The 20,038-nt window shown below is 66.0% G+C and carries 20 protein-coding genes and 1 pseudogene; 2 read left to right on the forward strand and 19 right to left on the reverse strand.

Translation table 11 applies throughout. From position 1 onward, the window contains the following. Positions 1 to 33 precede the first annotated feature (33 nt). Positions 34 to 387: a helix-turn-helix domain-containing protein gene (locus tag EEB19_RS22235; RefSeq protein WP_262365853.1), complete on the forward strand. Its 354-nt coding sequence runs from the start codon at positions 34 to 36 to the stop codon at positions 385 to 387. A gap of 95 nt (positions 388 to 482) precedes the next feature. After that, entirely contained in the window at positions 483 to 1,304 is an 822-nt protein-coding gene (locus EEB19_RS22240; protein ID WP_222929968.1) for an integrase core domain-containing protein, read from the forward strand. A gap of 58 nt (positions 1,305 to 1,362) precedes the next feature. Here the strand turns inward: EEB19_RS22240 and EEB19_RS22245 are convergent, their stop codons facing one another. The 19 genes and pseudogenes from EEB19_RS22245 to EEB19_RS22335 all read right to left on the reverse strand — a co-directional run bounded on the left by EEB19_RS22245 (position 1,363) and on the right by EEB19_RS22335 (position 19,792). Beyond that, the gene (locus EEB19_RS22245; protein ID WP_187589494.1) at positions 1,363 to 1,812 is read right to left on the reverse strand and encodes a hypothetical protein; all 450 of its coding nucleotides are present in this window, start codon (positions 1,810 to 1,812) and stop codon (positions 1,363 to 1,365) included. Positions 1,813 to 1,844: 32 nt separating this feature from the next. Then, positions 1,845 to 2,228 carry a YafY family protein gene (locus tag EEB19_RS27220; RefSeq protein ID WP_187589495.1) on the reverse strand — a complete coding sequence of 128 codons (384 nt, stop codon included), beginning with the start codon at positions 2,226 to 2,228 and terminating at the stop codon, positions 1,845 to 1,847. 188 nt (positions 2,229 to 2,416) lie between these two features. Then, positions 2,417 to 2,782: a hypothetical protein gene (locus EEB19_RS22255; protein ID WP_187589496.1), complete on the reverse strand. Its 366-nt coding sequence runs from the start codon at positions 2,780 to 2,782 to the stop codon at positions 2,417 to 2,419. A 34-nt stretch (positions 2,783 to 2,816) separates the two neighbouring features. Then, a pseudogene (locus EEB19_RS22260) lies at positions 2,817 to 3,257 on the reverse strand (HU family DNA-binding protein); the annotation flags it as partial. Between the two features lie 182 nt (positions 3,258 to 3,439). Continuing rightward, positions 3,440 to 4,153: a serine protease gene (locus EEB19_RS22265; protein WP_187589498.1), complete on the reverse strand. Its 714-nt coding sequence runs from the start codon at positions 4,151 to 4,153 to the stop codon at positions 3,440 to 3,442. A 218-nt stretch (positions 4,154 to 4,371) separates the two neighbouring features. Beyond that, the gene (locus EEB19_RS22270; RefSeq protein ID WP_187589499.1) at positions 4,372 to 4,686 is read right to left on the reverse strand and encodes a hypothetical protein; all 315 of its coding nucleotides are present in this window, start codon (positions 4,684 to 4,686) and stop codon (positions 4,372 to 4,374) included. Positions 4,687 to 4,744: 58 nt separating this feature from the next. After that, a complete protein-coding gene (locus EEB19_RS22275) occupies positions 4,745 to 5,281 on the reverse strand; it encodes an HNH endonuclease family protein (RefSeq protein WP_262365858.1) in 537 nt (178 codons plus the stop codon). Between the two features lie 218 nt (positions 5,282 to 5,499). Continuing rightward, the gene (locus EEB19_RS22280) at positions 5,500 to 6,306 is read right to left on the reverse strand and encodes a hypothetical protein (protein WP_187589501.1); all 807 of its coding nucleotides are present in this window, start codon (positions 6,304 to 6,306) and stop codon (positions 5,500 to 5,502) included. Positions 6,307 to 6,326: 20 nt separating this feature from the next. After that, a complete protein-coding gene (locus EEB19_RS22285; protein ID WP_187589502.1) occupies positions 6,327 to 6,548 on the reverse strand; it encodes a hypothetical protein in 222 nt (73 codons plus the stop codon). Then, entirely contained in the window at positions 6,545 to 8,569 is a 2,025-nt protein-coding gene (locus EEB19_RS22290; protein WP_187589503.1) for a cutinase family protein, read from the reverse strand. Before EEB19_RS22290 ends, EEB19_RS22285 begins: the two co-directional genes overlap by 4 nt. 152 nt (positions 8,570 to 8,721) lie before the next feature. Continuing rightward, on the reverse strand, positions 8,722 to 10,083 hold the full coding sequence (locus tag EEB19_RS22295) for a hypothetical protein (RefSeq protein WP_187589504.1): 1,362 nt from the start codon (positions 10,081 to 10,083) through the stop codon (positions 8,722 to 8,724). Then, a complete protein-coding gene (locus EEB19_RS22300; protein WP_187589505.1) occupies positions 10,080 to 10,709 on the reverse strand; it encodes a hypothetical protein in 630 nt (209 codons plus the stop codon). Before EEB19_RS22300 ends, EEB19_RS22295 begins: the two co-directional genes overlap by 4 nt. Positions 10,710 to 10,748: 39 nt before the next feature. Beyond that, positions 10,749 to 12,431 carry a peptidoglycan DD-metalloendopeptidase family protein gene (locus EEB19_RS27090; protein ID WP_187589506.1) on the reverse strand — a complete coding sequence of 561 codons (1,683 nt, stop codon included), beginning with the start codon at positions 12,429 to 12,431 and terminating at the stop codon, positions 10,749 to 10,751. A 12-nt stretch (positions 12,432 to 12,443) separates the two neighbouring features. Beyond that, a complete protein-coding gene (locus tag EEB19_RS22310) occupies positions 12,444 to 14,561 on the reverse strand; it encodes a hypothetical protein (RefSeq protein WP_187589507.1) in 2,118 nt (705 codons plus the stop codon). A gap of 110 nt (positions 14,562 to 14,671) precedes the next feature. Further along, positions 14,672 to 17,248 (reverse strand): ATP-binding protein, encoded by a 2,577-nt coding sequence (locus tag EEB19_RS22315; RefSeq protein ID WP_262365854.1) that lies wholly within the window; start codon positions 17,246 to 17,248, stop codon positions 14,672 to 14,674. A 26-nt stretch (positions 17,249 to 17,274) separates the two neighbouring features. After that, complete coding sequence (locus EEB19_RS22320; protein WP_187589508.1) at positions 17,275 to 17,748, reverse strand: hypothetical protein; 474 nt, start codon at positions 17,746 to 17,748, stop codon at positions 17,275 to 17,277. Beyond that, entirely contained in the window at positions 17,748 to 17,930 is a 183-nt protein-coding gene (locus EEB19_RS22325; protein WP_187589509.1) for a hypothetical protein, read from the reverse strand. Before EEB19_RS22325 ends, EEB19_RS22320 begins: the two co-directional genes overlap by 1 nt. After that, positions 17,927 to 18,301 carry a hypothetical protein gene (locus EEB19_RS22330; protein WP_187589510.1) on the reverse strand — a complete coding sequence of 125 codons (375 nt, stop codon included), beginning with the start codon at positions 18,299 to 18,301 and terminating at the stop codon, positions 17,927 to 17,929. Before EEB19_RS22330 ends, EEB19_RS22325 begins: the two co-directional genes overlap by 4 nt. A 57-nt stretch (positions 18,302 to 18,358) precedes the next feature. Beyond that, positions 18,359 to 19,792 carry a conjugal transfer protein gene (locus EEB19_RS22335; RefSeq protein ID WP_187589511.1) on the reverse strand — a complete coding sequence of 478 codons (1,434 nt, stop codon included), beginning with the start codon at positions 19,790 to 19,792 and terminating at the stop codon, positions 18,359 to 18,361. Positions 19,793 to 20,038: the final 246 nt, after the last annotated feature.

Genomic DNA, 20,038 nt, shown 5'->3' on the forward strand with positions numbered 1-20,038 from the left:
GCAGGATCTCGGCGTCGAGTTGGAAGGGAGTTGATGGGCGAGATGGCTCGAACACGGCAGTCGAAGACGCCGGCAGCGGAGAAGGTGCGCATCGTGTTGTCGGTGTTGGCCGGTGAGATGTCGGCCGCGGAGGCGGCACGCCGCCATGGGTTGTCCGAGACCACGGTCGGCAAATGGAAACACGCGTTCATCACCGCCGGCACAAAGGAGCTCGAAGACCGTCTCGGCGGCTCGCCCGGTGCCCAAGGCTCACCGGAGCAGCGACGGTTGCGGCGGGAGAATCAGGAACTCAAACTCGCTCTGGCCGAGGCGACGGTTCAGCTTCGTATTTGGCAGCACGGCGCCGAGTATGTTGATCGGGTCCCTTCGCGGACCTCGATGCCCTGAGAGTGGCAGCGGGGCTGCCGGTATCGAGGTTCGCTCGACTCGCAGACATCCCTGAGCGCACCTACCGACGACGATTATCTCGTCTGCGTGACGGGGTGCCGGTCAAGGGGCCGTGGCCCGCCCGACAGGTAGATCGATGCGAGCCGATCGCCGCCAAGTATGCCCAGGACTGGCCGGCGTGGGGTCATCGCAAGATCGCCGCGCTGATGCGCGCTGATGGCCACGACGTGTCGGACTCGACTGTCGAACGAGCATTGCGCCGGCGTGGACTGTTGTTGCCGCTGGGGTTCCGGGCGGACCGCAAGTCGTGGGCCAAGTTGCGCCGCCGGGTCTTTCACAATCCGCCTACCGTGCGCAATCGGGTGTGGCAGACCGACTTCTCCGAATTCGAAACCATCAACGGCGGTATCTGGCGGATCTGCGCGGTCATCGACTACGCCACCAAGTATTGCCTGGCCATCACCGTCACACCGACCGCCCGCGGCGCCGACGCGTTGGCCTGTCTCCAGCTGGCTGTCGCCGAGGCCGAGCGGGTCCTCGATCTCGACGACCTGCGTACTGATCGTGGCGTGATGGATGTTGTCGACGACACCGACACCGTGATCGGGCAGGCGTCGGCACCGATCGCCGTGGTCTCCGACAACGGCCCATGCTTTCGCGGCGAAGTTTTCAAAGCAGCGTTCGCCGGGGATGACCCGCTGCTACGCCATGTACGAACGCGAGTACGCTCACCCCAGACCAACGGGGTGATCGAGCGATTCTTCGGCACCCTCAAGTATGAACACCTCTACCGCGGACTGATCGGCGACGGCGACGCCCTCGACATGGAAGTCCACCGCTACCGCCACATCTACAACTCGATTAGGCCGCATCAGGGTTTAGGTGGGACTACACCTGGCCTCAGGTATCGCGCCTGAGCCCCCAGCAGCATGCTGTGGCTGGTTGCGTATTCTGCTGGCGAGTCGTTGGGGTCGGCTACTCGGCGATGAACTCGGCGAGATCTATGCCGCGTTCCGCGGCCAGCGACTTGAGCTTCTCGGCGTCGTCGATTTGGATGCAGACGCAGGCGTGTAGGCCGTCGTTGTCGCGGCGCAGGATGTAGTAGGCGTTGCTGTCGGTGAGTTGACTGCCATTGGCGTCGTGGAAGATCCAGCGCACTCTGACCAGGCTGATCTTCTCGGTGAGGTGGTCGACGCCGAGGCATTCGTGGCTGACCGACGCCAAACCGAGTGCGCGGTAGAGCGGGTAGGACTGCTCAAGACTGTGTGCCATGGTTTCGCGGTCGTCAACGACGCCGGCGAATCGATCATCGATGATCGTGCCGGGGGTGGACCACAATTGTGCTGCTGCGGTCGAGTCGAAGGCGCTCAGCGTCTCGGCGTAGCGGTTGAGGTAGTCGTCGATTTCCGGGTTGATCTGGTTCATGGTCCTGAACCTATTCCCAAACACCGTCACCGCTACGTCGGTGTTTGATGTTTATCGGTGAGGGCGTCGGAAAGCTTGGCGAACACGCTCTGGGCCGTGGCCGAACTGTATGGACCAATACATACGAGAGCAGCGACAAGCGCCGAAACCTCGCCCGGAGACAGCGACACCTCACACTCTCGGTCGTTACCGGCCAGGCGGTACCCGCCTCGCAACCCCGTGACCACCTCGAGCGGAATACCAGCCCCGCGCAAACGCGCGACATCCCGCTCAATCGTGCGAGTACTGACTCCCACGAGGTCGGCAAGCTGCCCCGCCGTAGTCACCTTCGGATAACGGGCCCGCAGGTGCTCAATCACCGCATGCTGACGCTCCACCAGTGGCAAGAGTTGGTGCAAACGAATCGAAGGGTCCACACCCCAACCAGATCACAAACGCCGCACCATCAACGCAGACGGCAGCTCCTGCCACCTACTTGACGCAGGACAGTAGCCTCGGGGTGTGGGCGAGGGCCTGGCACCACGAAAGTGTCTGCACGTCGCGCCGGGAAGCTCTGCGTCAGAGAACTGTCAGGCTCTCGCCCATTCCCCCGACTCGGTCGCGCTTAGGTGATCCTGCTGAGGTGTTCGAGGAGGACGAGTAGGGCGAGTTTGCCGTGTAGCGATATGCGTCGCTCCGTGGCCGTGCTGCCGGTGTAGTCCTCGACGTGGCGGCGCCACACCGACTCGGCGCCCAGGTGAGTCAGGTGGGCGCGGAGGGCGGCGTCGATGTGGGTGTGGGCGTCGTCGAGGTCGCGAAAGGTCGGCGGGACGGTCTGCTCGAGTAGCTCGGCGTGGCCGGCCAGGGTTGCGCTCATCTGCTGCGCCATCGACGATCCGAGTTCGGCCAAGGCGAGCACGTGAATCGGTGCCTGCGCCAGCTCGAGCAACGGGGTCGGTTCGCCGGCATCGTCGACGTCATGGCCACCCATCAGTCCTCCCCTTGTCGGCGCAGCGTCAGCGGTTCCGCTTGGCGGCCGTCTTTTTCGCGGGCGCCGTCTTCGCTGTGGCCTTCTTCGCTGGTGCGGTCTTCTTCGCGGCCGCAGCCTTGGTTGTTTTCTTCGCGGCGGCGGTGGGTTCGGCGGCGCCCCGCACGATCGCCAGTCCGGTACGCGGCAGCTTCTGCTGTCCACCGATGATCGCCCTGAACTGCGTGCCCGGCCGGAATGCCGGGACCGAGCGGGCTTTGACCTTGACCGGCTCGCCGGTGCGCGGGTTGCGTCCGGTCCGGGCTGCGCGGCGTTTCTTCTCGAAGACGCCGAACCCGGCGATCGTCACCGACTCGCCCTTGTTGACCGTGCGCACGATCGTGTCGACGACCTGCTCGACCAGCACGGTGGCCTCCCGGGCGGTGACCTCGTCACCGAGTCCGGCATCGACAGCGGCGATCAGTTCAGCTTTGTTCATCAGAGTTCTCGCAATCTCCCCGCACAGGGGATCAGACCGTGTGGCGGGTATCGCCACTAGAGAGGCCGGTCAAACCTTGCCCACCGTAGAGACTTGCCCACTGCGCCGCAAACACTCTCACCCTCAACGTCATGGGCACGACATGAATAGCGTTGCACTCCAGGGATTCACACCAGAAATGATCAGTGTGTGTGGAATCCGATGCGTGCGGCCATGTCGGCGGCGATGGCATCAGCGCGGATGAAGACCGTGGGCAGCGGTGGACTGATCCCGACCATCGACGCAGCCAAAGTGGTACCGGCGGCGATCGGGTCGGCGGGTAGCGACCCGCTGCGTCCGCGGCTGACGGTGCCGACCGCGGCGCCGGCGGTGTTGGTGGCCAGCGCACCGGAATCGCCCCAGGCGACCCGGATCAGGGCGGTGAAGGTGGTGGCGGTGACCTCGATGACCGGTCCACACGACAGGCCGGTGACCCGGCCGGCTTTACACACCTGAGCACCCACCGCAGGCGGTGCGCTCACCGACACCGGCTGCGTGACCGTGGTTTCGCGACGCAGTCGCAGGGCGGCGTAGTCCAGCGTCATCATCGGTGAGGAGGCGACCAGATGCCCTGACGGGGTCATCTGCTCATCGAGGTAGGCCGGTGTGCCGGGACGTCCGGATGTGCAGTGCCGTGCAGTGGTGACGATCGAGTGACCGTCGGCGTCGGTGCCGGCCAAGCCCAGGGTGCAGCCGAACTCCGCACCCATCGGCAGATCCGAGACCCGCACCATCGTGGCCTCGGCCGGGGCAGCAGATGCGAACGGGGTGAACGCGAGTCCGCCGAGGCCGACCAGCAGCGCCAGCATCGTGACCAGAGCGCGCCGGCGCGGTGTGTGATCGGCGGTGAGGTTCATGCGCTGCCCTGTTTCGCTGTGTGGGTGGTAGGGACTCGGTGGCTCCAGCCCGGTGCTCCTGGTTTGCCGGCCAGGGTGCGGTTGGGGGCCGTAGTTCCCGCGGGGCCAGGGGCCAGGGGCGGGAGCCACCGAGTTTCCTCGTCTCCGTTGCTGAGTCGTTCACCGTTGGTTGGGGGCCAGACCAGTCTCGACACAAACCCGGAGGGGTCTAAGGGGTTCTAGGCCGACCAGGGGCTGATCGCGTACCAGCTGCCGCCCGCGGCGCGGTAGCAGGTGCCGAACGTCGGACCGAATTTCTTGGCGCCGTAGCCGGTCAGCCGGTTCGCTGTGGCGGCGCAGGCCCCGCTGTCACCGTGTGGGCCGATCGCGAAGGCGGGGTGGCCGTTGATGGCGCCGATCGGAGTGACCGCGGCCGAAGCAGGTGCCGCGGTGGCCAGTCCGATTCCGGTCGCGGCGGCGCTGGCGATCGCGAGGCTGGCGGCGACGCAGCGTACGCGTGATCGGGTGGGCGTGCGCGACATGGTGGTGGTCATCAGGTGTCTCTCCTTGCTCGGTGTGCTTTGTCGGTGTTCCCTGTGCGTCGTCGACGCGTCAGCAGGTGCGCTCAGCGGTGGTTTTCTCGGCGGCGGTGATGGGCAGCTGGTAGGTGGCGGCTACCTCGAGGTAGCGGGTGATGTAGTCACACCGGTAGGCCTGATTCGGTGGCAGCCATTCGCTGATCGGCTTAGAACCCTTGGCGCTGTTACGTCCGCCGTCGACGGCGAGCAGGTTGGCGGGATCGTTGGCGAAGCGCACCCGCGTGGCCGCCGGCCACGCCGACGCGCCGGAATGCCAGGCCTGCTCGAGCGGGAACACGTGGTCGATCTCCACATCGCCGCTCGTGGAGCCCTTGCGGAACTCGATCACCGCACCGGTGTACGGGTCCGGGTCCAGGACACCGGAGATCACGGTGCAGCCACGAGATTTTGGGTCGGTGACAACCTGTGTGAGTTGCTGGCGCAACACGTCGTTGCGGGTGTCACAACCGTTGTGCGACAACGGCGCAGTCGAGTCGTCAGTCCAGGCCGGCCCGAACACACAGGCCTTGTTCTTGCGGCACGACCGTTCATAGCCCGCCACCTCGGGCATCGTGTTCACGACACGTACGTCGCTCAGTAGACGTCGGGTGTGGTCGGTGGATGGCTGCGGGTCAGCTGGCTTGTGTGGTGTGTCGGCTGCTGCCGGCGAGAGGGCTGACAGGGACCGGCCGATCACATCGGTGGGGTGGTGTGGATCGATGAACCCGGTTGCCACGCCGATACCGAGGACGGCGCTGATGGCGATCGCTAGGCGGATCAGGCGGCGCATCAGTTAGCCGGGACCGGTTCGGTGGAAGCTGGTGGTGTGGTCGACTTCCGGTTGGTGAGCTTGCCGTCGACCTGTGTGCCGGCGGTGACGTGGACGGTCGTTTCCTCGGCGGTGGGGCCGGTTTCGCCGTTCGTGTCGGTGGCCACGACTCCGAGTTGGGTGAGGGTGTAGTCGCCTTCGGGCACGGCGAGCACGATCGGTTCTGTGCCGGTGATCAGATCAAAGGTGGTGCCGATCGGCAGTCGAAGGCTCGACGGTTGCGGCGTGGGGCTTGCTGAGGCTGATGGGCTATCGGCCGAAGATTCGGTGGCAGATGGGGTGGTCGACGTCGGGGTGGGCGATTCGCTGGGATCGGCCGTCGCGCGCGACGTTGTGGTGGTCGTATCGTTGACACGCTTGAACTGGATCACCGAGTTCTCGACCGGTGCGCCGTCCGCGGTGACGTGGCTGATGGTGAGTACACCGATCTTGTCGGTGGGCGCGGTGTCCGGGGTGCTCGGGGTGTCATCAGCGCGGGCCAGGCCGATGCCGGTGCCGACGATCAAGACGGCGAACACCATCACCACGATCGCCACAGCGAGTCGGGCGTGGAACACGCCGTTGCGGTGGTCGACCGCGGTGGTTTCGGATGTGCCGACGCCGAGTTCACCCGCGACGCTGATCGAGTTCGACCCGTCGCGTTCGGTCAGTGCTGAGACGTCGTAGTGCACGACATCGGGGACGTGGGTGGGGGGCATCAGCCTTACCTCCGCCGGATCGGTATGCAGACGCTCACGGCGGGACAGCTGCAGACGGGTGTGTGTCATCGCACGACCTTTCTGAGTGATCAGATGGTGTTGGCGGCGGCCGGGGCGGTGTGGGTGTAGGCCTCGGCCGCTGTGAGGATGAGGTGTTCGTTGGCGGGATCGTCGAGATCGATACCGCTGGTGGCGAGTTCGCATGCCAGGCCGGCCAGGTCAATCTCGTCGTCGGGCCTGAGGTCGAGAATGTCGGCGACCACGAGTTCTGCCGACAGACATTGCCCGGGGTGGTGCGGGTGGGTGGTCATACGCTGGTCCCTCCGATGACGGTGGCGATGCGTTGGTTGATCCAGTCGGCAAGCCATTGGGTGGCGCTGCGGCCGTGTTGGTCGACGGTGAGCTTGCCGTAGCTGACGTGGGACTGAGAGCCGAAGAACGCTGCGGCGTCGAGCCCTTGAGAGACCAGCTTCATCAGGTCGCCGGTGTTGCTGGAGGAAGCCAGCTCGGTCAGCGAGCCGGCGAGGCCGGCGAGGTTCTTGTTCTGGCCGGCCTGGATCATCGACGCTGCCTGCGAGGACACCTGGGTCGACTGGCCCAGCAGCTGCGGGTCGGTCTTGGCTGCGGTGCCGGTGAGCATGCCGGTCGCGACCGAGGCGATGTCGAGCCCGACGGGGATGAGTCCGGCCAGCGCGGTCGGGTTCTTGAGTGCGGCCCAGGCGACTTCCTGTGCTTGGCCGATGTCGTTGGCCAAGCGGACGATGTCGACGTTGCCGATGATCGAGAGCACCATCGCCGCGATCTGGGTGTAGCCCTGCGGGTCCGGGATCATCGCCAGGACCTGCGAGGCGGCTTTGAAATCGATCTGTGCGGCCATAGCCACCAGCGGCCGGAACAGGTTGTTGAGCTCACCGGCGATGCGGTGACTTCCGTCGATGTCGGCGGCGGCGATCCGTGCGGGCAGGGCTTGCAGGTTGGCGATGATCTTGGGCAGGTTGGCCGCCATTCCGCCGACCCCGCTGGCGACGTTGGTGAGCTGGTCGACAAGGACCTGGGGCTGCAGCACCGAGAGCACATTGCTGGCCGTGGTCAGCGTGTCAGCAGGGGTCGCCGCTACAGGGGCAATCTGGTCGGACAGGCCTTTGGCCGTGGAGGTCAGTTGCTGGGCCTGCGGGGTATTCGCCGGAAGCGATGAGGTACTGAGCTGGCCGGCGGTCTGAGCGAGCTGTCGTGCGGTGCCCACTGCTTGGGAGAGATCAGCCTTGTTGACCGCGCCAAGCACGGTGGACGCTGCGTGCTCGGGTGAATCTCCCGGTGCCGAGCCGAGTCGTTTGGCCAGTCCAGGATCGCCCGCGACCGAGTCGGCGATGTCAATGAGCGGAGAAAGAGCATCAACCAGAGACGACGCCGTCTGGGCGAGTTGGCTGGGGTTGACCGAACCGTTGGTCGGAGTGGCCGCGCTGGTGAGGTCGGCATGGGTGGCACTGACACTGCCTAGAGCTTCCGGATCGAGATTGCTGGTTAGCGAGGTAGCCAGTTCGTCGGCGCCACCAGGACCGCTCGTGGCCGAGTCGGTGGTGGGACCGGTGGGGGTGGCCCCGCTCTGGCTGAGGATGGTGCCGAGACTGGCAAGCAGGCCATCGCGTTTGGCGTCAACGCCGCAGTAGAGGTCTGCGCTGCGGCCGGGACCGGCGGGGGCGCAGATGGTAGCCACCTTGCCGGACAGTGAGCCCATCCCCTGTTGGCGGGGCCCGGCGATGCCGGTGGTGCCCGCCGGTTGCGGTCCCACGCCGACCTCCCCGGGACTACCTCGCTTGGGGTCGGCAAGCAGAGCTACGGCCAGGACCTGCCCAGGGGCGATGGGGCCCTTGCCGTTGCCGATGTTGCTGGCCACGTCGCCGGCGACGTCAGCCCCCTGAGAAAAGCCGCCGAATGCGACCTTGATCGCCCGGCAGGCGGCCACGATCTTTGACAGTTGCGTGTTGAGTGCGCGCACACCGTTGGCCTTCGACGCACCATAAGTCGCTTGGCGGAACGCGTCGGCCGTGTAGGGGGTGTAGATGATTTGTACTGCCGCACCATATTTCGCAGAGATGGGGTCGGTGATTTGCTTGAGCATCCCGGTGGCTTGGTGCGGACTGGCGGTGGGCGTGGTTTCCCAGGTGCCCGGCACCATCACCACTGCCACCTTCGGGCAGCTCGGCGCCGCCGAGGAGGCCGCGGGCGTAAGGAATGTCGCGAACACGGCGATGATGAGGCTGATGCACGCGGTAGGAACGCCCACTGCTGTCGACCGGTTGAGCCGGCGCCGTGACGCATTCGCGACGTTCATCTTCGCTGTCCCCTCCGCAGTTCCAGAACATATAAGCCACTTATCTACAACGAATATATGCACTATAGTACTACGGCGCTCCCCCGCCCGACGTGTGGTTTAGCTGGTTACGGGCGTGTCACAGGCTGCGCGGCGACCGGTGTTCCTGCGCGTTATGCAGGCGAAGTGAAAGATGTCAGAAGTCCGCGCATCCCCTCGGGGACGGTGTGGGAGGAAGCCACCACCGGGTAGTGCAGCTCAGGGAGTGCGTCTGGTCGCGGATGGGTCTCAAATCCCGTCGTTGCCGCGGTCTGAAGTGTCACAACGTAGCCAATGGGATTGGGCTCGACCGACCACCGCGGCGCGGACCGATCCGGCTCGTCGAGGGGGTCGTAACCGAAGCGCTCAACACGTTGTGCGTGGGAATGCCGGGCGGCTGCTCTGTTGAGCGTCTCCCACGTGGTGTCCCTGGCGGAGTAGATGCTGTAGCCGGCGGCCACGGCACCGGCGGCGGCGAGTGCGAGCCAGACCGGGCCCAGCAGAGCCGTGAGGACAAGTCCCGCCAGAGCGATCACCACCGCAGCATCACGCAAATATCGCAGCAATGTATGCCGACGTGTGCGGGGCATCCAGATGCCGGTGGCGTGCGCGGTGCGTTCCTCGGCGGTGATGGTGTCGAGGAGTTCTTGCCAGTGCTGATGCCAGCGTTCGTCGATGTCGGCGATCCAGGTGGTGATGGTGTAGGCGCGTGTGACCCAGTGGGTGAAGAACTGCCCGTCGCTGGTTTGCCGCCAGATCGCGAACGCCTGGCGGTCGTGTTTGAGCGAGTCGTGGGCGTAGTCCTGGGCTAGTTGGCGTTGCTGGTGCCAGTGCGCGAGCTGCGCATCGAGATGCTGCGCTGTCGGCGCATCGTTGGTGGTGGTGGCCTCGCGTAGTTGGCGGGACAGATCGTCGATGTGGCGACCGTACTGCTCGTAGTCGACGTCGAGACGTTGCTGCTCGCGGCGATAGAGCCAGATGTCCTCGGCCATGGTCATGTAGTCGTAGTCCGTGGCGGGCTCCACAGTCGAGGCGGCGGGCGCGGCCTGCGGTTCGTCGAGGTCGGCCTTCGCGTGCGGTGTGGTGAGGTGGGTGACGGCGCGCAGCGCATTGGGTAGGTCGGTGTCGGTGCGTAGCAGTGTTGTGGTGGCGTTGGCCGGTGCGGGGTATTGGGCAGTGTCGGGCGACAGTTCGCTGCGTTCGTAGTCGCCCAGGGGCATGACTGTGGTGACGATGTCGTCGAGGGTGGTGGCGAGGTCGCCGCAGCGGGGGCACTCGGCGGGGAATCGTTGATCGCGCAGGATCGCCCAGTGCTGGTCGCACAGCAGGTAGTCGACATTGGTGCGGGCACAGCAGTCCCGCACGGTGACGCCGTAGTTCACGGTGCGTGGTTGGGCGATGGAGTACAGAGCGCACCAGTCGCAGGTCAGTTCGGTGTCCTCGCTCATCGCCGATGCCTCTCGTGTGTGGTCATGGTCGTTGTCGTCGGCGGTCATTGCTGGACTGAGAGTCTAGTGATGTGCCAGGCGCCGGTGGCGTCTTTGGTGACGGTGGTGTACGCCGCGAACGGGGTCGGTGGGCGCCCGGCAGGTCGTCCGTCGGAATCGGTGACTTGGTGTGTGACGGTGACGATCCGCGACACCGCGGTCGGTGTGTCGGGGTTGTCGTTGCCGCCGGGGATCGCCACGGTGGCTTTCACAGTGGCGCGTGCCTGTGCCCACTGGCGCCATTGGGCTCCGGTGACCGGGGCCAGGGAAACGAATCCGGCGTCGATGCCGGCAGGGCCGAGCAACGGTTCGGCGCGGCGGGCGGCGGCGAGTTGTGTGGCGTCCTCGCTGGGCCGGTAGGTGAACAGCGTTTCGAGTCCGGCCTGCATGACCGCGATCGGGTCGGCCGGGTCGATATCGGTGAACGGTTCGGCGAACCGTGGTGGGGCCGAGTCGGTGCCGCCGGCATCAGCATGCGCGTCGTGCCCTGGGGCGATGGTGACCGGTGAGGTCGAGGTCGGTGATGATGTGTCCGCAGATGGGTGTTCGGTGAAGGCACCGCCCAGTGCGAGTACAGCGGCGATCAGCGCGGCTACAGCGACGAAGGTGGCGGCGATGGCCAGTGGTCGTTTCATATGGAAGGGCCCCCAAGGCTTTCGGTTGTGTTGTGCGGGTCAGTGGTAGCGGCGGAAAGTGATCGGTTGGGAGAAGCCGTTGTGGATGTCGTCGATGCGAACCTTGGCGCCGGATTCGGGGGCGTTGACCATCTTCCCGCCACCCATGTAGATCCCGACGTGTGTGGCGCTGCCTTGTCCTCCGAAGAAGACCAGATCCCCCGGTTCGGCGTGGGCTTCATCAGGCACCGCGATGCCCGCTGCCGACTGTGTCTGGGAGACGTCGGGGATGACTTTTCCGGTGGCTTTGTGGACCGCGTATTGAGAGAGGCCTGAGCAATCCCAGCCGGGGATGGCGTAGTCCTGGTGGGCGTCTCCAGCTCCGCCGTCATCACTGATGCCTTTAGTCGGGCCGTTGAGGTCGCCACCGCCCCAGGAGTAACGGATACCCATCTGGGACGCGGCGGCGGCGACAATGTTCGGTCCGGCAGGCCCCCCGGGGCGAAATCCCGGGATGTCGGCGCTGCCGGGCACAGGTGCTTGCGGGAGGCATGCTGCGCCGCCGGGCGCGGCGACGTCGCCGCCGGGAGGAGCGGTGCCGCTGGGGTTGGTGCCGGTAGTGGCCCACGCGGCGGGATTGATAGCGTGGCCGCCGTCGAAGTCGCGGTGACCGCCGTCCCACACTTCGAAATGCAAGTGCGCACCAGTGGATTGGCCGTTGCTGCCGACCTTGCCGATGAGTTGTCCGGCGGTGACTTTCTGGCCCTTCTTGACCAGGACGCCATCGGGATACATGTGGCCGTAGACGGTGGCGAACAGCTTGCCGTCGATCTGATGGTTGATGACGATCCACTGCCCGAAGCCACTAGCGGGTCCGGCGTCGACGACCGTGCCGTCGGCGACGGAGTAGAACGGCGTATTGGTGGGAGCGGCCAGGTCGATCCCATCGTGCTGCGCGCCGTCGCGCGGCCCGAAAGGCGAAGACACCTGGTAGGTACCGTCTTTCATCGGTTTGACCTGCGTGCCCGGCGATGCGCTCTGTTGCGGCACCGTCGCAGCGGCGTCGCTACCGACGCTCTCGACATAATCGGTGACCTGCGAGCTGTCGGAGAGCGAGGCCACGATCTTGCTCGCCGATCCCATGAATTCCTGATAGGCAGCGGCGCCGGTGGCGTTGCGCTGCACTGTGGTGGCCGCTTGGGCGGGGTCCATGTTCTCCCACCCGGGCACCTTGATCAGGGCGTTGAGGAACCGGTCGGTGGCGATCGCCGGGTTCATCAACTCTTGGGCGGTGCCCCATCCGTACTGGGGTTGCTGCTGCAAGAAGCCGACCGAGCCGCCATCGAAGCCAACGCCATCGTTGGGCAGCGACATCGATTCGGGCACTGCTGGATTCGATAGGTTCCGCAGTCCGGATTCGTCTTGCCCGACCGCGATGACGATGATGGCTGCTTTCGCCGGCAGTTTCCGGGAAGCGACCCTGCCGACCGCGGTCGCGGCGATCCGTGTCTGCTGCGGGTTTAGGCCGGCGATCTGGGCCCCGCCGGGAGCCAGCTCGAGTGTCGGGATCGGTCCACACGCTCCGTTGCTGCCGCTGAGCATCATCACCAGCATCAGCGGCGGTAACAGGAACACGACCGGTACGACGGCAAGCAGTATCAGCCACCATCGGCGCTTGCCAGGGGCGGCGGCGGGGGCGGGTTTTCGTGCTGGCGTGGGCGGTGCAGGCACAGTGACTGTCACGGCCAGCCTCGCTTAGCGAACGCTGGTGGGCTGTGGCCCACCAACCTGGCCACCGGCCCGGCGGGCAGCATCACGGGGCGGCGGTGTCGGCCGGGGTGCCGGCGGGGTCTGTGCCGGCGCCGGCCGCGGGGCAGGTGTCGGCCGGCCGGAAGAGCCCGTAGCGCGGGATGTCGGCACCCAGACCTCCGTGCCATCAGCCGCTGTTCGCGGACGGAAGCTGCGGCTGTCCTCGGCCAGCGACCGGACTCGATCGGTAGCGGAGCGGGTATCGGAGGCCCGGGTAGCCCCAGACACCGCACCGCGGGCGGAAGCGATCGGTGGAGCGCTGGTGCCGGCGGGGGTCAGCGGGCGGTTCTGGATGTCGCGGGCCTTGGTGACGGTCTCATACAGCGCCTGCGAGCGGCGCCGGTTGTCGTTGGGAGTCGCGGCTGCGCTACCTCCGCCCGGGCCCATGGGGAGGGGAACAGGACCTGACGGCTGGGCAGGGGCGTCGGCGGCTGGGACATCGCCGTCAGTGCGAGCGCCTGAGGTGGTCTCGCCCAGTTTGGCGGCCACGGCCGCCGCGGTCTGGGTGGCGGCGTACTCGGCGCCGATCTTGGCTGCTGTCGCAGCGACAGCAGAGGCTCCGCCGGTGCCGACCGCGGCCACGGCTTGTCCGCCGCCGGAGACCACCTTGCCGACGGTGCCCCCGACCTTTCTGGCGGCGTTGTAGCCGTGTTTAACCGCATGGGCGCGGGCCAGCATTTCATGTGCCGATGGTGCGGTCTTGTGTTTCACTGCCACCGGTGACGAGCCGGGTCGCCGCGACATGATCTCGGTGAGCCGGTCGGACCATTTGTTGAGTCCGAGCATGCCTTTGCGGAACATCACCAACGCGATGAGGATTAGGACGTCGGCGATGAGCACGGTGGCCATCAACTGCGCACCGTCTTTGTCGAAGACCGAGGTGATGATGATGCAGTAGGCGCAGGTGAAGATGACCGAGAAACACACCTGTAGCAACGCCATGGCGACATCGGCCAACGACCGCATCAGTTGGGTCCGGAACATCGGTGCGATGCCGAGCAGGCCGCCCGGGATCAGTTTCACTCCGTTCCACAACGCCACCACGGTCGCCAGTACCACCCGCCCGGCGAGATAGAGCGCGAACAGGAAGACCAGGCCTGCTGCAGGCAGCAGAAACATTGAGGCAATGGCCTGTTCGGGGCCGGGGTTCTCGGCGTAGTCCTTCATTTGATCGCCTTGGGGGCATTTGCCGACCGCGTCGCGGACATGGGCCTTGGCGTCGTCCCCGCCGGGCAGCACACTGTCGACTGCACCGCCGACCAGGGGGATGTCTTCGACGCTGTCGCGGATTTCACCGAGGGTCGAGCGGTCGCCGGGTTTTTTCAAGTAGGCCTCGTCGAAGGCTTTGACACATGCGGCGGCGCCGTCTTGTTTCGAGGTGTCCAGAACGCGCCCGAAGTTCAGAAGTTGGGTGGGCTGGCGTATGAATGTGTCGGTGAGTTGTCCTGTGAGGTCATCGATCTGGGCATTGGGGTTGCCGTTGGTGTTGCCGTCGTTGCTGATGCCGGTGGCAACCTCGAGTGAGTAGTCCTTGGCCTTGGAGATCAGTCCGTCCTCGCCGGCGAGGGTGGCCACGGGGTTGGCCAGGAATCCCAGCACGCCGGCGGCGATGATCAGCGACATCAGCAGCTCGTAGAGTCCGGTGGCATAGCGGCCGCGAAACAGCCACAGCGCCACCGCCAAACCGGCCAGGGTGAGCATCAACGGCCGCATGTGGAACTGCCCGGTCAGCGAGGTGACTGCGTCTGCGATGTCGGAGATGGGACTGGTCACCATGTCGAGCCACTTGAACGACAGAGCCTGTTTGATGAACCAGATCGCGATCATCACCACGCCGCGGTAGGCGTTGTACTCCAAGTTGATGATCCACGCCCACACCGCCTTGATGGGGCTGGTGGCTCCACCTTCGTCGATCGACAGGTAGTAGTCGGCGGAGTTGATGCCTTGGGAATCCTTGATGTTCATCCAGCCGAACAGATTGCGCAGAGTGCTGCTCGCGGTACCGTCTGCCGCATCAGCGGTCGGCGCGAAGACCAGCAAAATCGCACCGATCAGATGCCACACGACGGTCAGGATCAGCAGGCGCCGTGCCCAGCGTCGCCCCCACACCCATCGAGCTGCGGCGCGGACCGGACGTGGCCACTCCAGGCGGATACCGGGAAGCTGCGGGTGCATCAAAGCGCCTCGGGGGTCAAGGTCTTCGTGGTCTTCTTCTGTGGAGTGGTCGAGCCTGCGGTTTGGCGGTCGGTGCGGAACGAACGCAGGATCTTGATGCGGCCCACTGCGCCGGAAGCATCACGCATGTAGCCCTCGCCGCGGCGTTCGGGTTTGACGTAGGGCTTGTCCTTGGCGTGGCGTGCTGGGCGGGTGATCGGAGCGGTGTTGCGGGTGTACTCCTCCAGGACGTCTTCGGCGTCGGGGTCCAACCCCACCCAGTCCAGTGCTTTCCGAGCAAGAGTTTTGTCAGTGTGACGCATTGCGATGCGGGTCTTGAGTAGGCCGCGCAGTTCCTGGCTGCCGAACTCGCAGTCCTGGTCGCCGAGGATCGCTGCGGCGTTCTCCTTGCGGCCGCGTTTGACGACTTCGGTGATGATCTCCAGACCGTCGGCGCCGGAGAGGATGTGGGCGACCTCGTCGGTGACCAGCGCCGACATCTGGGCGGGGTCGGCGTACATGATGCCTTGGGACAGTTTGGCGATGTGGGTGTAAATGACGTGGCCGTACTGCTTTTCGGGGGTGAGGTTGTCGAACAGGTGCTCCTTTTCCATCTGTTCGCGTGAGGGCAGCGAGACGTCTTGGGTGCGAAACACGATCGCGGGGGCCTCGATGGGTAGCGGGGGCAAGGTCTCGTTGAACAGGGCGCGGGCGTAGGTCTTGCGGGCGTGGACCTCCAGGGCGCGGCCCACCTCGAGCGCACCCTCGAGGGCGCAGTCGCCCGAGAGCAGATGTTTGACCAGGCCGCCGGTGCCCAGGTAGGGGTGGCGGGCTCGGTAGCTGTCGGAGAGCACGTCGGACAGCAATGTCGCGCGCGAATCTTGCACGCGAAGTCGCAGCAGCGCGCGCAGGATGGTCTCGGTCTGTTCAGCGCCTTTGGCGCCGTCGAAGATGAGCAACGGGTCGAGGCTGTAGACCGCGTTGACCATGTCGACGACGACCGCGGAGGCCACCGAGGCCGCCCAGCGCGCGTACTCCCCTGATGCGGACTGGTCGATGACCAGGATTTGTCCACCGCGATCGACGATCTGGCCGGCGATGACCTTGATGGTCTCGGACTTGCCGGCGCCGAGTTCACCGGTGACGCCGATCGAGTTCGACACGTCGCGTTCGGTCAGTGCGGAGACGTCGTAGTGCACGGCGCTGGGGACGTGGGTGGTGATGCACAACGCCAGCAGCGGTCCGCTCGGATCGCCCAGGGAGGCGGCGACGACCGGAACGAACGCACCGAATTTGCCGCTGGTGGTGATCTGGGTGAACTCGGTGAGGACCCGAGGCGCCGGGGCGCCCGGCACCATCGCCCACCACAGATCTTCCTGATAGCCCAAGGGCTGGGCGAGGCGGAACTGTTGGCTGGCGAACTCGTTGGCCAGGGCGGTCGCGGCCGCCGCGGCTTGGGCTGCGGTGGTGCCGGAGGTGGCGAAGATCGCCGTCCAGCCGACCTCGATCTCGTTCTTATCTGATTCTAGCAGTGTGGAGTATTCGGCGAGTGCTTCGGCCGCGACGTCGAGGATGCTGCGGCCGGTGGAGAGTTCCCCTTCGCGCTGGTGGAACTGGTCATTGAGCTGTTTGAGCGCTTTGCGGTTGCGGCGCAGCACATCTCCACCGGCTCGGGTGACGATACGAATGGCGAAATCAACGTCGACAGGGATTTTGGTATCCGGGCGCGCCGGGTCCTCGACGGTGATGGATTCGGCCAGGGTGAAGAACTCCGAGCCGGGAAAGTGGGTGCCGCCGGCGGGAGTGTCGGTGATGACCGACAGCGTCTGATACGACGGCGGCGGCGGGTCGACCTCCCACGGGGTGTCGATCTTGAGCACGGTGGCAAAGGTCGGCACCTTCGATTTCGCGCCGGACTCAGGTCGGTCACTCAGGGCGCCCTCATCGAGCCGAGCAGCGGTCAGGGCGCCAGCCGTTTTCGATTCGGGAGTGTCGGCGGCTACCGGCACGTCGGGGTCGACGAACAAGCCGCGCCGCAGCATGTGGTTCCACAGCCACACCGCCTGTGCCGGGGTGGTCGGGATGGGGTTGAACACCGCGGGAATGCTCGCCGCGATGCGGCGGGCCTGGTCGCTGCGCGTCAGCAGTTCCTCGGCCGGCACCCTGGAGTGCGGTAGTCCCAGAATCTCGGTCGCCGAATGCCAGATGGCGCGGCCGGCGGTCGCGGCTTTCTCCCGCATCGTGGTGCCGGTCAGGGGCACCGACAGCCAGTACACCCGGGTGCCGGGACGGAACTGGCCGACACTGCCGAGGGTGGCTTCACATTCGGCCAGCCACGCCTCGTGTTCGTCGAGGTCGACCCCGGCGAGCATGCGCTGCACGATCAGCTCCGGGGTCTCATCAGCGGTGAGCCCCAGCAGGATCGCCTCGCCGGGCAGAGCGCGCGCCAACATCGTGTGGGCGCTGCGGACCCCTTCCTTGTCAGCCAGGCGCCGGTAGCGATACGGCAGGCCTTCGAGGAGGTAGTCGGCCCACACTGTGCCATCGCGGGTGAAGCGCAGGTTGCCGGTCAGGGCGTATGTCGGTTGACGCTGCACCACAACGCCACTCCTTTCGGTCTGATCTATCGGGTCGTCGAGTGGTTTTGAGGTGTGGGCGGGGTGGGCCAGATGTAAGCCGCGGCCGGCACCACATGTGGGCGGCCGCGGTTGCGGCGGATCGCCGCTGCCGGTGATAGCGATGCCCGATCGGCGGTCGTGCGGGTCTCCACGCCTGCGCTGATGACGCGCGCTGTCCCAGCTGCAACCGACAAGGGGCTGCGTCCGCCCGGGCGGATACGGCCGAGGAGCACCACGGTGCCGACGACCACGGTGACCACCAGCACGATCGACCACTGCAAACCCAGCTGGCTCCACCACAGGCCCCGGGTCAGATACAGAGCGACCAACGCTGCGGCACCGCCCACGAACTGGGTCAGCGTGTACGGGCCTCCGGCGATGCGTTTACCGTCCGGGGTTTTGCCGATCAGCTGGGGGAACTTGCGCGCCGCGGTGAAGTTGCGGATAACCTCCGTCGGCACCTCCGGAGAGGCCGCCATCAGAGGTGGTCCTCGATCAGCACCCGCCGCGGTGAGGAGTCTGTCGACAATCGGCGGCGAGCGAGTTCGCGATAGACGTCGCGGGTATCGATCGAGAGGACAGACCAGTCGTGGCCAGTATCGGTGGCCAGCTGTTCGGCCAGGTGGTCGATGTTGGCGAAGCCGATCCGGGTCGCGGTCATCGCTGCACCTGCCGTGCCAGGAGGATGACCGGATGTTCCCCGCGACCGGCGTCGTCGAGGCGCACAGTCATCGCCGCCCCGTCGGGCGCCACTGTCGCCGGCGCCAGCTGGCTCGAGGAGTTCTTGACGGTCTCACCGGTCTGCTCGGACAGGAAGTCCATGTTGTTCAGACCCCAGAGGATCGCGCCGCCGCCGACGACGGCGACGATGCCGGCGACCAGGCCGCCGCGGACGAATTCCTTGAGGACCATGTAGACGGCGAAGCCGCCGCCGACGGTCAGCAGCGCTTTGATGACGTCGCCAGTCAGGCCGTTGAAGGTATCAATGAGCCCGTCGGCCAGAACGATCTGGGTTGCTGTCGTGGTGATCATGACGAGGGTCCTTTCGCATGCGGGGTGGTCGGTGATGGGGGTTGATGAGCAGAGGATTTATCGGGGTCCCAGATCGATGCCGCCGGGGCCGAGTAGTGACCCGCCGCCGCCGGATGACGGTGTCGAGGTGGGGGCAGAGGTGGAGCTGCGGGGGCTGCTCGGTTCGGAGGTCACTGTGGGCAGCAGCTCCGCAGAGTTCGATTCGTCGTCGCCGCCGGCGCGCGGGGTGCGGTCGGAGTCGGAGGTGGGCTCGCCGCTATCGGGAGCGGAGGTCTCGACGTCGGCCGGGCTGTCGGTGTTCTCGCCTTCCTCGCCGGTCAGCGAGGACGTGACGTCTGATCTGTTGATGCCTGCGGCCGGGGTGGGGTCGAGTGCGTTGACTTCCCACCGACCTGCGCGGGCGACCATGGTCAGGGCATAGGTCCCGGTGAGTGCGTCTGTGGAGCTGGCGGTCCCAGGCGGTTGTTGGGAGATGGTCAGCAGCAATCGTGCTCGTTGGCCGTCAGCGGGGGTGTCAGCGGAGTCGCCGAGGGACTTCTGCGTGCGGGCTCCGGTGACAGAAATCGAGGTGTACGGGGCTGGGGTGATCGCACCGAGGTTGGTTCCCGGACTAGTGAAGCGGGTGACATCGCCGTCGCCGGTCAGCATGGCTGAGAGGAACCCTTGTGCGGCGGTGACGATCGCGGCGTTAGAGCTGAGCTGGTTGGAGTAGTCGAGGTTGATCGTCAGACCGGTGGACGGGGCCGGTACCGCGGCGGGCATCGCCATCGCGCGCACTCCTTTGTCCGACACCACCACTGGCACCTGGAAGTAGCGGCGGGTGGCGGTGTCAGCGCCTGCTGGGGTGACTTCGGCGGACACGGTCACCGCGTAGGTGTCCGCACCGTCAGCCCTGCTGGATACTTCGCGTACTCCCGCGATGTGGGTGTCTGCTGACTCGTAGAGCGCCTGCGCCGGCAATGTGCCGTTCCCGGCATCGACGTCGACGAAGCGTTGCAGCGATCCCTCGTCACCCCGATGGGTGGTCAGCCAGGCCGACACGAACTGCTGGGCCAGGTCGCTGGCGGCGAACTGTCCCGCGGTATCGACCGCGGATACCGGAGGTGGGCTGACTACTTGAGGGGGAGCTGACGATCCGGCTGCGAGGTACAACCCGAGTGGGCCTGACACCAGCGCGGCAATCACTGCCGCGCGCGCGGCGTGAGTCATGAGCCGTTGTGTGCTGGTGCCGTTGGCACGGGCGATGAACTCCGCGGCCTCCGGGCTCTGCTCCTCGGGGCCGAGAGTGTCGTCGTCGGAACCCGTGTGGCGGCGAAGTATCCGGGGCACGCTGATCTGGCTGCGTAGCCGTGCGAGCCGCTCCCCCCGTGACACAGCTGTGGTGTCGGGGGCCTCAGCGCTGACCGGGTCGTGGTCATCGACCGCGGGCTCCACGGGGAATTCAAAGACTCCACGCAGGTCACCCTCGGCGCGTTGCTCCGTCGATGTCACCAGCTTGACCTCTTCCCATCTCACGTGATCGACCAACCGGTCTTGTGCACTTATTTGTGCAGTCTACGCATGCGGGTTAATGCTTTTGCATGGTTTGTTAGGGCGTGTTGTTCGACAGTGCCTATTTTTGCCGGTACCAGCGCCAAGTAGCGCGGCGGCGCAAGCGTTGTGCCACAAGCAGCCCAGGCCGTAGCGAGGATGGTGTGGTCACGCCCTAGGCGACTCCGTACCGGAAAGGGAAGGTCA

This window comes from Gordonia sp. OPL2 (genome assembly GCF_003797825.1).
Classification (GTDB): domain Bacteria; phylum Actinomycetota; class Actinomycetes; order Mycobacteriales; family Mycobacteriaceae; genus Gordonia.

What these genes read in the sequence shown, in the direction of transcription:
- EEB19_RS22235 (WP_262365853.1), top strand. Translation starts at nt 34, where the DNA reads ATGGGCGAGATGGCTCGAACACGGCAGTCGAAGACGCCGGCAGCGGAG.
- EEB19_RS22245 (WP_187589494.1), bottom strand. Translation starts at nt 1,812, where the DNA reads ATGAACCAGATCAACCCGGAAATCGACGACTACCTCAACCGCTACGCC.
- EEB19_RS22255 (WP_187589496.1), bottom strand. Translation starts at nt 2,782, where the DNA reads ATGGGTGGCCATGACGTCGACGATGCCGGCGAACCGACCCCGTTGCTC.
- EEB19_RS22265 (WP_187589498.1), bottom strand. Translation starts at nt 4,153, where the DNA reads ATGAACCTCACCGCCGATCACACACCGCGCCGGCGCGCTCTGGTCACG.
- EEB19_RS22270 (WP_187589499.1), bottom strand. Translation starts at nt 4,686, where the DNA reads ATGACCACCACCATGTCGCGCACGCCCACCCGATCACGCGTACGCTGC.
- EEB19_RS22275 (WP_262365858.1), bottom strand. Translation starts at nt 5,281, where the DNA reads ATGCCCGAGGTGGCGGGCTATGAACGGTCGTGCCGCAAGAACAAGGCC.
- EEB19_RS22280 (WP_187589501.1), bottom strand. Translation starts at nt 6,306, where the DNA reads ATGACACACACCCGTCTGCAGCTGTCCCGCCGTGAGCGTCTGCATACC.
- EEB19_RS22285 (WP_187589502.1), bottom strand. Translation starts at nt 6,548, where the DNA reads ATGACCACCCACCCGCACCACCCCGGGCAATGTCTGTCGGCAGAACTC.
- EEB19_RS22290 (WP_187589503.1), bottom strand. Translation starts at nt 8,569, where the DNA reads ATGAACGTCGCGAATGCGTCACGGCGCCGGCTCAACCGGTCGACAGCA.
- EEB19_RS22295 (WP_187589504.1), bottom strand. Translation starts at nt 10,083, where the DNA reads ATGACCGCCGACGACAACGACCATGACCACACACGAGAGGCATCGGCG.
- EEB19_RS22300 (WP_187589505.1), bottom strand. Translation starts at nt 10,709, where the DNA reads ATGAAACGACCACTGGCCATCGCCGCCACCTTCGTCGCTGTAGCCGCG.
- EEB19_RS22320 (WP_187589508.1), bottom strand. Translation starts at nt 17,748, where the DNA reads ATGGCGGCCTCTCCGGAGGTGCCGACGGAGGTTATCCGCAACTTCACC.
- EEB19_RS22325 (WP_187589509.1), bottom strand. Translation starts at nt 17,930, where the DNA reads ATGACCGCGACCCGGATCGGCTTCGCCAACATCGACCACCTGGCCGAA.
- EEB19_RS22330 (WP_187589510.1), bottom strand. Translation starts at nt 18,301, where the DNA reads ATGATCACCACGACAGCAACCCAGATCGTTCTGGCCGACGGGCTCATT.